Annotated in this window: 11 protein-coding genes; 4 read left to right on the top strand and 7 right to left on the bottom strand. The window is 74.9% G+C overall.

The window, feature by feature from the left end; all coding sequences use genetic code 11:
• Positions 1 to 120: 120 nt before the first annotated feature.
• A complete protein-coding gene (locus ACFVGO_RS10355) occupies positions 121 to 1,569 on the bottom strand; it encodes a DUF2252 domain-containing protein (RefSeq protein ID WP_380631350.1) in 1,449 nt (482 codons plus the stop codon).
• Positions 1,570 to 1,800: 231 nt separating this feature from the next.
• On the opposite strand from ACFVGO_RS10355, the gene ACFVGO_RS10350 reads away from it, so the two are divergent.
• A complete protein-coding gene (locus tag ACFVGO_RS10350; RefSeq protein ID WP_359899374.1) occupies positions 1,801 to 2,238 on the top strand; it encodes a DUF2809 domain-containing protein in 438 nt (145 codons plus the stop codon).
• Between the two features lie 25 nt (positions 2,239 to 2,263).
• Here the strand turns inward: ACFVGO_RS10350 and ACFVGO_RS10345 are convergent, their stop codons facing one another.
• Positions 2,264 to 3,046 (bottom strand): SGNH/GDSL hydrolase family protein, encoded by a 783-nt coding sequence (locus tag ACFVGO_RS10345; protein WP_359899372.1) that lies wholly within the window; start codon positions 3,044 to 3,046, stop codon positions 2,264 to 2,266.
• Between the two features lie 218 nt (positions 3,047 to 3,264).
• On the opposite strand from ACFVGO_RS10345, the gene ACFVGO_RS10340 reads away from it, so the two are divergent.
• A complete protein-coding gene (locus tag ACFVGO_RS10340) occupies positions 3,265 to 4,158 on the top strand; it encodes a 4Fe-4S domain-containing protein (protein ID WP_380631348.1) in 894 nt (297 codons plus the stop codon).
• Between the two features lie 255 nt (positions 4,159 to 4,413).
• Positions 4,414 to 5,241: a dimethylargininase gene (gene ddaH, locus ACFVGO_RS10335; protein ID WP_380631347.1), complete on the top strand. Its 828-nt coding sequence runs from the start codon at positions 4,414 to 4,416 to the stop codon at positions 5,239 to 5,241.
• Positions 5,242 to 5,247: 6 nt separating this feature from the next.
• On the opposite strand, the gene ACFVGO_RS10330 is transcribed toward ddaH, so the two are convergent.
• From ACFVGO_RS10330 to ACFVGO_RS10310, 5 genes are all read right to left on the bottom strand, one after another.
• Positions 5,248 to 5,949 (bottom strand): lactate utilization protein C, encoded by a 702-nt coding sequence (locus ACFVGO_RS10330; RefSeq protein WP_380631345.1) that lies wholly within the window; start codon positions 5,947 to 5,949, stop codon positions 5,248 to 5,250.
• Positions 5,946 to 7,391: a lactate utilization protein B gene (locus tag ACFVGO_RS10325; protein WP_380631344.1), complete on the bottom strand. Its 1,446-nt coding sequence runs from the start codon at positions 7,389 to 7,391 to the stop codon at positions 5,946 to 5,948. The genes ACFVGO_RS10330 and ACFVGO_RS10325 overlap by 4 nt, the downstream gene beginning before the upstream one ends.
• Positions 7,388 to 8,152, bottom strand: a complete 765-nt coding sequence (locus ACFVGO_RS10320) for a (Fe-S)-binding protein (RefSeq protein WP_359899362.1) — start codon at positions 8,150 to 8,152, stop codon at positions 7,388 to 7,390. The genes ACFVGO_RS10325 and ACFVGO_RS10320 overlap by 4 nt, the downstream gene beginning before the upstream one ends.
• 181 nt (positions 8,153 to 8,333) lie before the next feature.
• On the bottom strand, positions 8,334 to 9,515 hold the full coding sequence (locus tag ACFVGO_RS10315; RefSeq protein ID WP_380631343.1) for a globin domain-containing protein: 1,182 nt from the start codon (positions 9,513 to 9,515) through the stop codon (positions 8,334 to 8,336).
• 73 nt (positions 9,516 to 9,588) lie between these two features.
• The gene (locus ACFVGO_RS10310; RefSeq protein ID WP_359899358.1) at positions 9,589 to 10,050 is read right to left on the bottom strand and encodes an Rrf2 family transcriptional regulator; all 462 of its coding nucleotides are present in this window, start codon (positions 10,048 to 10,050) and stop codon (positions 9,589 to 9,591) included.
• 313 nt (positions 10,051 to 10,363) lie between these two features.
• Between ACFVGO_RS10310 and ACFVGO_RS10305 the strand changes: the two genes are divergently transcribed.
• Complete coding sequence (locus tag ACFVGO_RS10305; protein WP_380631342.1) at positions 10,364 to 11,974, top strand: beta-propeller fold lactonase family protein; 1,611 nt, start codon at positions 10,364 to 10,366, stop codon at positions 11,972 to 11,974.
• Positions 11,975 to 12,106: the final 132 nt, after the last annotated feature.

Genomic DNA, 12,106 nt, shown 5'->3' with positions numbered 1-12,106 from the left:
CCTGGTGCACGGTGCCCGGCCCGCCGAGTTCGTCGCCGCGGTGGCGCCGTTCCTGGCCCGCTGAGGCGCACGGCCGGTGAGCCGCGGGCCCGCTGAGCCGCCGACCCGCGGCCGGGCGGGTCAGACGCCGTGTTCGACGGGCAGCCGCCCGTTGCGCACCGCCGTCAGCAGGTCGGCGTGGTCGGCCTCGGTGCGGTCCGCGTAGGCGACCGCGAAGGCGGCGACCGCCTCGTCCAGGGTCTCGCCCTTGCCGCAGTACCCGGCCAGCAGGCCCGGGTCGGCGGTGTGGGAGTGCGCCCGGGCCAGCAGGGCGCCGGTGATCCGGGCGTAGTCGTCCAGCTGGGACGGCTGCAGGGCGGCCGGGTCGACGCTGCCCTTGCGGTTGCGGAACTGCCGTACCTGGTAGGGGAGTCCGTCGACCGTGGTCCAGCCCAGCAGGGTGTCGCTGACCACCTGCATGTGCTTCTGCCCGAGCACCACCCGGCGGCCCTCGTGCCCGTCCGGTCCGGACCGCGGCCCGGCCGGCAGGTACGGCAGCAGCGCGGAGGGACGCGCCTCCTTCACCTGCAGCACCAGCGGCTGGTCCCGGTGGTCGGTGAGCAGCACCACGTACGAGCGGGTGCCCACGCTGCCGGTGCCCACCACCCGGAACGCCACGTCCTGCACCCGGTAGCGGGACAGCAGGGTGCGCACCTCGGCCGGCACCGTCTCGACGTACGGGCCGAGTGCGTGCGCGACGGCGCGGGCGGTCGCGTCGGTCACCTCGGTGAGCACCGGGGGAGCGGCCGTGAAGCGCCAACCGCCGTCCGCGGTACGGGCGGTGCTGCGGGCGGCGAACCGCGCGCTGGTGTTGCCGAGCGCCTTCGCGCCGACCTTGCGCAGCACCTCGGCGAGGTCGTGCGCCTCGGCGAAGGAGACCAGCTGCTCGTCCGCGATGGCGTTCCAGGCGTCCAGCCCGGGGAGTTTGGCGAGCGTGCGCACCGTCCGGCGGTAGGAGCCGGCCGCGTGCTGGGCGGCCTCGCGCGCGGTGCTCTCGCTCGCCCCGGCCTCGCGGGCGGCCAGCACCAGGCTGGCGGCCAGCCGCTTGAGGTCCCACTCCCAGGGGCCGGGGACGGTCTCGTCGAAGTCGTTGATGTCCAGCACGATCTGGCCGCGGGCGTCGCCGTACAGACCGAAGTTGGCGGCGTGCGCGTCCCCGCACAGCTGCGCGCCGACCCCGGTCACCGGGGTGCCCGCGAGGTCGGCGGCCATCAGCCCGGCCGACCCGCGCAGGAACGCGAACGGGCTCGCGGCCATCCGGCCGACCCGGATCGGTACCAGCCGGGCTATTCGGCCCGTGTTGGAGGTCTCCAGCGCGGACACGGCGGTCGGCCGGTCGGGCGCGGGAGCGAACTCCGCGTGCCGCTCCCGGGGCACCCTCGCCCGCAGCTCCTTGCCGCGCTCCCGCGCCCTCCCGTCCTGCGCCGGGGCGAACCCGGCCACCGCGAACCCGCGCCGGGTCCGCTCGTCCCGCCCCGCCGCCGGCCCCGACCGATCCTCGGCCGCCTCGGCCCCACCCACGTGCGCCACTTGTCCCGCCCGTCCCTTCCGGTCCTCATCCCGCCCGCGACCTGCGCGGACGTTCGTCGGGGGGAGTGACGTGCGGCGTCGCGCGGTGGTTCCGGGGGAAGGGGGTCCGGTTGCGGGGCGCAGGTGGCGCGGGTCGGGATCGGGCGCGGGGCGGAGCGTCTGGGCTCCGGCGGGCGGCGGGCGGCGGGCGGCCGGGGCGGAGTGCGTGCCGCGCGGGGTAGCGTGGGGCGGGTGGACGATCTTGGGGGGAAGGGCCTTCGGGTGCGCCTGGCGGCAGGGGCCGCCGCCGCGCTGACCGTGGCGGCCGGGCTGGGGGTGCGGGCGGCGCTGGGCGGGGACCTCGCCAAGGACGCCGGGGACGCGCTCTACACCGTCCTGCTGTACGCCCTGCTCGTGCTGGCCGCGCCGAGGCTGCGCCCCGGCCGGGCCGCCGTCCTGGCCGCCGCGCTGAGCTGGGCCGTGGAGCTGTTCCAGCTCACCGGCCTGCCGGACGCCTGGGGGCGGCACAGCGTCCTGGCCCGGCTGGTACTGGGCTCGACCTTCAACCCGCCGGACCTGTTCTGGTACCTGGTCGGCGCGGGCTGTGCCGGAGCGCTCCACCGGCTGCTGCGGACCTCCCGGGTCGCAGCGGCCGGCGGAGCCGTTCGGTGGAGCCATCCGGCGGAGTGAACCACTGGAGTGAACCGACGGACCGTCAGAGCGGAAGCAGCTCCGGCCGCTTGGGCTCGACGTGGTCGCCCGAGGACTCGCCGCGCAGGCGCCGGCCTACCCAGGGCAGCAGGTGCTCGCGGGCCCACTGGATGTTCTCCCGCCGCTGGTCGGCGGGGGTGAGCACGCGGGCGTCCGGCCACGGGGCCTCCGGGTCCTGCGCGGTGCGCAGGCCCAGCGAGCGGGCGGCCAGCAGGGCGACCCGCTGGTGGCCCTCGGGGGACAGGTGCAGGCGGTCCTCGCTCCACGCGCGGCGGTCCTGCACCGCGCGCAGCGACCACAGGTCGGCCACCTGGCAGCCGTTGCGGTCGGCGACGGCGCGCACGTGACCGTTGTAGGTGGCGATCTTGCCGCGCAGGTGCTTCAGCAGCGGCACGTCCTTGGTGTCGAAGCCGGTGCAGACCAGCACCGTCCCGGCGTTCTCGGTGAGCTGGACGACGGCGGCCTCGAAGCGTCCGGCCACCTCGTCCGGGTCGCTGCCCGGCCGGAGGATGTCGTTGCCGCCCGCGCAGAAGGTGACCAGGTCGGGCTGGAGGCGGCGGACCTGCGGCACCTGCTCGGCGGTGATCTGGTCCAGCAGCCGGCCGCGCACGGCGAGGTTGGCGTAGCGGAAGTCGCCCGGCGGGCGTCCGTCGGCGAGGATCCCGGCGAGCCGGTCGGCCCAGCCGGCGAACCTGCCATCGATGCCGGGGTCGTTCAGACCCTCGGTGAAGCTGTCCCCGAGGGCGGCGTACGAATCGAGGTCAAGGGTCTCCTGGAGATTCGGCATGAAAGAGATAGTTCACCCAATCAAGTGACCTACGCCACCGTAGGTGACCCCGGCGGCACGTGAGATGGGCCACGTACCCGCACCGGGCGCTTCCGCCCGCAGAGACCCGGTCCCCGGAAAGCGCAAGATCGGCACCCCCTTCCGCTTTCCGGCCCGTCCGGCGGATGCTCGAAGGGAGCGGCCGGCTCCGGCCGCAGTCCTCCTGGGGGAAGGCATCCATGACCACCGACCTGCGCCCCGTTCCGCCCGAGAACTGGTCCATCGACGACCGCTGCACCAACTGCGACGTCGCCCGGCAGCTCGCGCCCGGCCTGGTCCGCGAGCACGAGGGCCGCTCCGAGCTGGTCCGCCAGCCGCGCGACGCGGCCGAGCGCCGACAGCTGCTCGCCGCCGCCCACGCCTGCCCGACCCGCTCCATCCGCCCCGGCACCGGGCCGCTGGACCCGGCCGAGGACCCGTTCCCGCTGGCCCTCGCCGACGACCTGCTGCTGCTCGGCCACAACTCCCGCCGCATCGCGGGCGCCAACTCCTACCTCTGCCGCCGCCCGACCGGCTGGGTGATGGTCGACACGCCGCGCTACAGCGAGGCCCTGGCCGCCCGGTACGCCGCGCTCGGCCCGGTCACCGACGTCCTGCTCACCCACCGCGACCACGCCGCCCACGGCCGGGCGTACGCCGACCGCCTCGGGGCCCGGCTCTGGATCCACGAGGGCGACCTGGAGGCCGCGCCCGACGCCGACCGGGTGCTGCGCGGCACCGGGCCGACGGAGGTCTCGCCCGGCCTGGTCGCCCACCCGTTCCCCGGCCACACCCGGGGCAGCGTGCTCTACCTCGCGGACCAGCGGTACTGCTTCAGCGGCGACAGCCTGTACTGGTCCCGCACCACCGGGGACATCGAGGTGGCGGAATCGGTGACCTGGTACTCGATCGAGGAGCTCGCCGCCTCGCTGCGGCGCGGCCTCGGCGTAGTGCGCTTCGAGTGGCTGCTGCCCGGCCACGGCGGGCGGCGCCGGATGTCCGCCGAGGAGGCGGACCGCCGGCTGCGGGCGCTGGCGGAGCGGTGCCGGGAGCTGCGGCCCGGGCCGGTGGACTTCGGCGCGGTCCGCTGGTAGCCGGGGTCCACGGGCAGGGCGGTCCGTCGGGGCGGCCGGGGTCCACGGGCGGCGCGGTCCGCTGGTAGCCGGGCGCCGGAGGGCCGGTGCGCCGGTGCCTGCGCCGGGTGCGCGGGGGCGTGCGACCGCCGGGAGCGCCCGCCCGGGTGTGCGAACGGTTCCGCCGGGGCAGCCGCCTTGGGAACGAAGGTGTTCGGCCTCGCGAACCCCGAACTCCGTGCGACGAACTCCCCGCGATCCAAGGATGGTTGAGTCATGCTCACGCAGACACCGGAGCGCCAGGCCCGGCCGCGGCGCTACCTGATGTGCCGGCCGACGCACTTCACCGTGGACTACGCGATCAACCCGTGGATGGACCCGTCCCAGCCCACCGACACCGCGCTCGCCCTGCGCCAGTGGGAGCGGCTCTACTGGACGTACCGCCGGCTCGGCCACACCGTCGAGCTGATCGACCCGGTGCCCGGCCTGCCCGACATGGTGTACGCCGCCAACGGCGCCACCGTGCTGGACGGCCGGGCCCTGGTCGCCACCTTCCGCCACCCGGAGCGGGCCGCCGAGTCGGACGCCTACCTGGCCTGGTTCCGCGAGCACGGCTACCGCGAGGTGCGCCGGGCCGGGCACGTCAACGAGGGCGAGGGCGACCACCTGGTGGTGGGCCGCCGGGTGCTCGCCGGGACGGGCTTCCGCACCTCGCGCGCCGCGCACGCCGAGGCCGGGGAGCTGTTCGGCGTCCCGGTGGTCAGCCTGACCCTGGTCGACCCGCGCTTCTACCACCTGGACACCGCACTGGCGGTGCTCGCCGACGACCACGTCATGTACTACCCGGAGGCGTTCGACCCCGACAGCCGCTCGGTGCTGCGCGCGCTGTACCCGGACGCGGTCCTCGCCGACCGGGCCGACGCCGAGGTGTTCGGGCTCAACGCGGTCTCGGACGGCCGCCGGGTGCTGCTGCCGGAGGCGGCCAAGAACCTGGCCGGCCGCCTGGCCGAGCACGGCTACCAGCCGGTCCCGGTGGACGTCTCGGAGCTGCTGAAGGGCGGTGGCGGGGCGAAGTGCTGCACCCTGGAGCTCAGGCCGCGGTGACACGCCCTACCCGGCGTCCCGTTCCGCCGCCGTGACCAGCAGCACCTCCAGGGTGCGCGGCCCGTGCACCCCCTCCACCCGGTCCAGTTCGATGTCGCTGGTGGCGGACGGCCCCGAGATCCAGGTCTGCGGGCGCACCGGATCGAGCCGCGGCAGGGCGAGCGGCACCGAGGCGACGACCTGCTCCGGCGCCCGCACCACGCAGACGTGGTGGTCGGGGACGAGCGAGAGCAGCCGCCGGCCCTGGCCCGGACCGGCGTCCAGCACGATCGTCCCGGTCTCGGCGACGGCCAGCGCGCAGCCGGTCACCACGCTGTCCGCGGTGTCCAGCCGGGCGGCGGTCGGCGTCCCGTCGTCCGGGAGGAGCGCGACCCCCTCGGCCTCGGCGGCGGCGAGCCAGCCGGCCGGCAGACCGGCCGGCACCACGACCGTCCGGCTGCCCCGCTCGACCAGCAACCGGGCGATCAGCCACGGCAGTTCGTCCTCGCGGCAGCGGTGCACCAGGGCCCGGTAGTCGGCCAGGTTGCGGTGCAGCAGGTCGAGCAGCGCCGCCGGGTCGTCCGTCGGCACGTGCGCCGTCAGGTAGTCGCGGGGCGGCGGCTGTTCGGCCACCCCGGCGGTGTCGTCGAGCGCGGCCCGGATCCGGCCGAGGATCAACTCCCGCGAGCCGGAAGGGCTGTCGGGTCGTGTGCGGTCGGGGGTGGTCATGTGCGGTTCCTCCGCCACCAGTCGCGGAACGGTTCGGCGGGCACCTCCGGCAGGTCCCGGGTGTCGGTCCAGGCCCGCCCGGGCCCGGGCAGCCGGCGCGGGTGCAGCGCGCGGGTGCGCCCGGCCAGCCGCTCGGCGGCGGTGAGCGCCGCCGGGTGGTCCAGCACGAAGCCGGCCGCCGCCATCGCGGCCCGCTCCAGCGGGTGCCCGCCCTGCTCGACCACCCGCTCGCGCAGGTGCACCAGCACCTCGGGGATGTCGATCGCCACCGGGCAGACCTCGTAGCAGGCCCCGCAGAGCGAGGAGGCGTACGGCAGCGAGGCGTCCACCGCGCTCGCGGTGCCGCGCAGTTGGGGTGTCAGGACGGCACCGATCGGCCCCGGGTAGACCGAGCCGTAGGCGTGCCCGCCGGCCCGCTCGTACACCGGGCAGACGTTGAGGCAGGCCGAGCAGCGGATGCAGCGCAGCGCCTGGCGGCCGATCCGGTCGGCGAGCGCGGCGGTGCGGCCGTTGTCCAGCAGCACCAGGTGGAACTCGGACGGGCCGTCGCCCTCGGTCGTCCCGGTCCACAGCGAGGTGTACGGGTTCATCCGCTCGGCGGTGGAGGAGCGGGGGAGCAGTTGGAGGAAGACCTCCAGGTCCCGCCAGGTCGGCACGACCTTCTCGATGCCGACCACGGAGATCAGGGTCCGCGGCAGGGTGAGGCACATCCGGCCGTTGCCCTCGGACTCGACCACCACCAGGGTGCCGGTCTCGGCGACCATGAAGTTGGCGCCGGAGACGGCGACTTCGGCGCGCAGGAACTTCTCCCGCAGGTGCAGCCGGGCGGCCTCGGCGAGTTCGGCGGGGGAGTCGGTGAGGCCCTCGGGCGCCGGGCGGCCCCAGGAGGCCATCCGGTCGGCGAAGATCTCCCGGATCTCGGCCCGGTTGCGGTGGATCGCCGGCACCAGGATGTGCGAGGGCCGGTCTTCGCCCAACTGCACGATCAGCTCGGCGAGATCGGTCTCGTAGGCGGTGATCCCCTCGGCCGCCAGCGCCTCGTTGAGCTCGATCTCCTGGGTGGCCATCGACTTGACCTTGACCACCTCCGTCCGTCCGGTGGCCCGGACCAGCCCGGCGACGATCCGGTTGGCCTCCTCGGCGTCGGCGGCCCAGTGCACGGTGCCGCCGGTCGCCGTGACGTTCTCCTCCAGCTGGACCAGGTAGCGGTCGAGGTGGCGCAGGGTGTGGTCCTTGATCGCCTTCCCGGCGGTGCGCAGCTCCGCCCAGTCGGCGAGTTCGGCGACGGCCCGGGCCCGCTTGTCCCGGATGGTGCGGGTGGCGTGCCGGAGGTTGGCGCGCAGCCGCTCGTCCCGTACGGCCCCGGCGGCGGCCTGCGGGAAGGCGGGCATGCCGAGGAAGGTGCCGGCCGGGTTCCCGGTCCGTTCGCTGCGCGCGCTCATGCGGACGGCCTCCAGGGGTGCTCCTCGGTACTGGCCAGGATCTCCGCCAGGTGCAGCGGTCGCAGGGGCGCGCCGGTGCGGCGCAGGGTGCCGCCGAGGTGCAGCAGGCAGGAGTTGTCGGCGCCGCACAGGACCCGGGCGCCGGTGCCGAGCGCGTTGGCGAGCTTGTCCTCGGCCATGGCCGCCGAGACCGCCGCGTTCTTGACCGCGAAGGTGCCGCCGAAACCGCAGCACTCCTCGGCCCCGGGCAGCTCGACCAGTTCCAGGCCCTCGACGGCGCCCAGCAGCCGGCGCGGGCGCTCGCCGAGGCCGAGCAGGCGCAGGCCGTGGCAGGACGGGTGGTAGGTGACGGTGTGCGGGAAGTACGCGCCGACGTCCTCGACGCCGAGCACGTCGGTGAGGAACTCGGTCAGTTCGACCACCCGGGGCACCAGGCCGGTGGCCAGGTCGGCGAGTTCGGTGCCCCGGCCCTCGGCGGCGGCCCGGGCGCCGATCCGGGGGTAGTTGTCCCGGACCATCGCCACGCAGGAGCCGGAGGGCGTCACCACGTGGTCGTACCCGGCGAAGGCCTTCGCGGTCCGCCGGACCAGCGGCTCGCAGGCCCTGCGGTAGCCGGTGTTGTACTGCGGCTGACCGCAGCAGGTCTGCCCGGCGGGGAAGTCCACCGCCACGCCGAGCCGTTCCAGCAGCCGGACGGTGGCCACCGCGGTGGCGGGGAACAACGCGTCGTTGACGCAGGTGGCGAACAGCGCGACCCGCATCCGGGCTCCCTTCTGCCGAACTCCCGCCGGACGCACCGGTGTACGGACGTGCGGACACGCGGAGGGCACCGGAAGCCGAACGGCACCGGGCCGCTCGTGATCGTACCGAGCGGACCGGTGCCGCGGGGGGACCTCAAGGCCTCAGGACCTCAGGACTTCAGGACTTCAGGGCCTCGGAACCTCAGGCGCCGAGCCAGAGGTCCGGGCCGAACACCTCGTAGTGGATGTCCGCCGCCGGGACGCCCGCGGTCAGCAGCTGCTCGCGGACGGCGCGCAGGAAGGGGAGCGGCCCGCACAGGTAGGCGGTGGTGCCGGCCGGGACCTCGACGGTGGAGAGGTCCACCAGGCCGGTGCGCTCGGCCGGCCACTCGCCGAGCGGCTGCTCGTAGAAGACGTGCGAGGTGGCGTTCGGCAGCGTGGTGGTGAGCCGCGCCAGCTCGGCCCGGAAGGCGTGGCTCAGCTGGTCGCGGTCGCCGTGCACGGAGACGATCCGCCGGGTGGAGCCGGTGGTGGCCAGGTGGTCGAGCATGGCGGTCATCGGGGTGTTGCCGATGCCGGCGGAGGCGAGCAGCACCGGTCCGTCGCCGTCGGCCAGCGCGATGTCGCCCAGCGGGGGCGCCAGGTCGATCGGGTCGCCGGCCTTCAGGTGGTCGTGCAGGTGGCCGGAGACCTCGCCGCCGTCCTCGCGCTTGACGCTGAAGCGCAGTGCGCCGTCGGCGCCGCCGGAGAGGCTGTACTGGCGGATCTGGTGGGCGCCGTCGGCCAGTTCGGTGCGCACGGAGACGTACTGGCCGGGGCGGAAGGCCGGCACCGGACGGCCGTCGGTCGGGCGGACCAGGTAGGTGGTGACGGCCTCGGTCTCCTGGACGCGGGCGACCACGGCGTAGGGGCGCCACAGGTCGGCCGGGTCGCCGCCGGCGGCGACCTCGGCGCGCAGCCGGTCCTCGACGGCGATCAGCGCGTTGGCCATCAGCCAGTAGACCTCGTCCCAGGCGGCGGCGACCTCGGGGGTGACGGCCTCGCCGAGCACCTCCACGATGCCGGCGAACAGGTGCTCGTGGACGATCTTGTACTGGTCGTCGGCGATGCCGACGGAGACGTGCTTGTGGGCGATGCGGGCGAGCATCGCGTCCGGCCGCTGGTCCGGGTTGGCGATCAGGGCGGTGGCGAAGGCGGCTATCGAGCCGGCCAGGGCCTCGCGCTGGCTGCCGTTGGCCTGGTTGCCCCGGTTGAAGAGGTCGCGCAGCAGCTCCGGGTGCGCGGCGAACATCCGGTCGTAGAAGCGCGGGGTGATGTCCCCGATGGCGGCGCCCACGACGGGCAGGGTGGCCTCGATGACCTCGGCGGACTTCGCGGACAGCATCAGACGACTCCTTATTGGTATCTGAGATTCGCATTAAAGGCCGCAAGGGGGTGCGCGGCCCCGGGTGGGCTGATCAGCCGGTGGGTCCGGCGGTGTCAGGGGGTCCGGTGGTGAGGCTGAGCAGGACCGGTCCGGTGGGGGAGGCCACCAGGTCGGCGACGGAGAGGTGGTCGAGCGCCGCGAAGAACGCCTCCTGGGCGTTCCGCAGCGCCCCGCGCAGCCGGCACGCGGCCCGCAGCGGGCACGGCGGGTCGTCCTCGCAGCCGACCACGTCGCCGACCCCCTCCAGCTCCCGCAGCAGCAGTCCGAGCGAGCCGGTGCGCCCGGCGAAGGTGAGCATCAGCCCGCCGCCGCGACCGCGCCGGGCCTCCACCACCCCCAGGTGCTGCAGCCGGCTGACCACCTTCGCCGCGTGGGTGTACGGCACACCGACCGACTCGGCCACCTCGCGGGTGGTCGGGTTGTCGCCCTCGCCCAGGACGGCCAGTCGCATGGCGATCCGCAGGGCGATGTCGGTGCTCTTGGTCAGCCTCACGTTCGGAACGCTACCGAATACGACTCTCCAACTCCAATTTTCTGCACGACTCCGACCGGGACCGCGGTCACGTTGCCCTCGGGGAGGCGGGCGCGGGGCCTCGCTGTGTCGCGCTGCGATCGGATCTGAACATTTGGCGACATTAGTAGTCACTCCCTGACGGAAAGTCAGAGAGCCTCCTACGCTTCCCCCTGCTCCGAACACCACCACATCCGCACCACCCGTACGTGTCGAGCAGCAGGAGGGATCCATGAGAACACCCCGCACATCCCGTGCACCCCGCATATCCGGCGCACCCCGTACCCGGACGGCCGTGGCCGCGACAGTCGCGACCACGGCCGCACTGCTGTCGCTGCCCGCGACGGCCGAGGCCGTCACACCGCCGCCGGCCGTCGCCGCGCACGTGGCGGTGGCGCCCTACCCGGCGGGCGTCGCGCTGACGCCGGACGGCGGCCACGCCTACGTGACCAGCCAGAGCAGCGGCGCGGTCAGCGTGCTGGACACCGCGACCAACACCGTGTCCGGCACCTTCACCGCCGGGAGCGGCTCCTACGCCGTCGCCGTGTCGCGCGACGGGCACCGGGCCTACCTGACGCACCACCTGGACAACACCGTCAGCGTCGTGGACACCGCGACCAACGCCGTCACCGCGACCGTCCCGGTCGGCGCCCAGCCCTGGGGCCTCGCCCTCGCGCCGGACGGCTCCCGGGCCTACGTGAGCAACGCCGCCGCCAACACGGTGAGCGTGCTGGACACTTCGTCCGGCACCGTGACCGCGACCGTGCCGGTCGGCGCCGAACCGCACGGGCTGGCCGTCTCCGCGGACGGCGCGCGGCTGTACGTCGCCGCCTCCGGGGACAAGGCCGTCACCGTCGTCGACACCGCGAGCGGCACGGTGAGCGGCACCGTTGCGGTCGGCCACGGCGCCTTCGGGCTCGCGCTCAGCCCGGACGGCACCCGGCTGTGGGCCGCCGACGGCGACGACGGCACCGCCGCGGTGATCGACACCGCGGCCGGCACGGTCCTCGGCACCGTAGCGGTCGGCTCCGGCCCCTACGCCGTGACGCTCTCCCCGGACGGCGCGGCGGCCTACGTCTCCAACTACGCCGACAACACCCTGAGCGTGGTGGACACCGCGAGCCGGACGGTCACCACGACCGTCCCGGTGGGCGCCGCTCCGTACAGCCTGGCCCTGACCGCCGACGGGCGGCACGGCTACCTCGCCGACTTCACCGGCAACGCCGTCGACGTGGTGGACTTCCCGCTGCCGGTGCCGGACGTGACCGCGATCAGCCCGAACGGCGGCTCCGGGACGGGCGGCACCACGGTGACCGTCACCGGCACCGACCTGGCCGGCGCCACCGCCGTGACCTTCGGCGCGGCCGGCGCCGCGACCTCGTTCAGCTGCACCCGGACCAGCTGCACCGCGACCGCCCCCGCGACCACCGTCACCGGGCCGGTGGACGTGCGGGTCACCGGGCCCGGCGGCACCAGCGCGGCCGTCGCCGCCGACCGCTTCACCTACACCGCCCCCGCCGCCCACCTGGGCGTCGCGCTCACCGCGACCCCGGTGACCGGCCTGCTGTCCAGCCGGGTCGACTACACCGTCACCCTCACCGGCCAGGGCCCCGACCCGGTCGCCGCGGCCACCGTCACCGCCGACCTGCCCGCCGGACTGACCACGACCTCCGGCGACTGCACCGTCGCCGCCGGGAAGCTCGGCTGCACGCTGACCGCGCCACTGGCCAAGGGCGCGAGCACCACCCGGCACTTCTCGGTCGGGGTCGGCCTGTTCTCGCTGCTCCGCAGCTGGGACGTCACCGTGGCCCGCACCGCCGGGGCGCCCGCCGACCCGTCGCCCGCCACCAGCCGGGCCACCCGCAGCTGCTCCGCGATCCTGGGGCTGCTGATCACCTGCAAGTAGCGCCCGCCCGCCGCGCACGGGCAGCCGCACCGGGGCCCGCCAAGAACCCTCTGCGGGGGCCAGTGGGTGAAAAACCCGGAAAAAAGGTCCCATCCCGAAGTACCATCCCAACACGTCTGCCGAAAAACCCCA

This window comes from Kitasatospora sp. NPDC057738 (assembly GCF_042798815.1).
Lineage (GTDB): Bacteria > Actinomycetota > Actinomycetes > Streptomycetales > Streptomycetaceae > Kitasatospora > Kitasatospora lactacystinica.
Note: the sequence above shows the minus strand (reverse complement) of the source record. Positions and strands in the feature narration are given on the sequence as shown.

What these genes read in the sequence shown, in the direction of transcription:
- ACFVGO_RS10345 (WP_359899372.1), bottom strand. Translation starts at nt 3,046, where the DNA reads ATGCCGAATCTCCAGGAGACCCTTGACCTCGATTCGTACGCCGCCCTC.
- ACFVGO_RS10340 (WP_380631348.1), top strand. Translation starts at nt 3,265, where the DNA reads ATGACCACCGACCTGCGCCCCGTTCCGCCCGAGAACTGGTCCATCGAC.
- ddaH (WP_380631347.1), top strand. Translation starts at nt 4,414, where the DNA reads ATGCTCACGCAGACACCGGAGCGCCAGGCCCGGCCGCGGCGCTACCTG.
- ACFVGO_RS10330 (WP_380631345.1), bottom strand. Translation starts at nt 5,949, where the DNA reads ATGACCACCCCCGACCGCACACGACCCGACAGCCCTTCCGGCTCGCGG.
- ACFVGO_RS10325 (WP_380631344.1), bottom strand. Translation starts at nt 7,391, where the DNA reads ATGAGCGCGCGCAGCGAACGGACCGGGAACCCGGCCGGCACCTTCCTC.
- ACFVGO_RS10320 (WP_359899362.1), bottom strand. Translation starts at nt 8,152, where the DNA reads ATGCGGGTCGCGCTGTTCGCCACCTGCGTCAACGACGCGTTGTTCCCC.
- ACFVGO_RS10315 (WP_380631343.1), bottom strand. Translation starts at nt 9,515, where the DNA reads ATGCTGTCCGCGAAGTCCGCCGAGGTCATCGAGGCCACCCTGCCCGTC.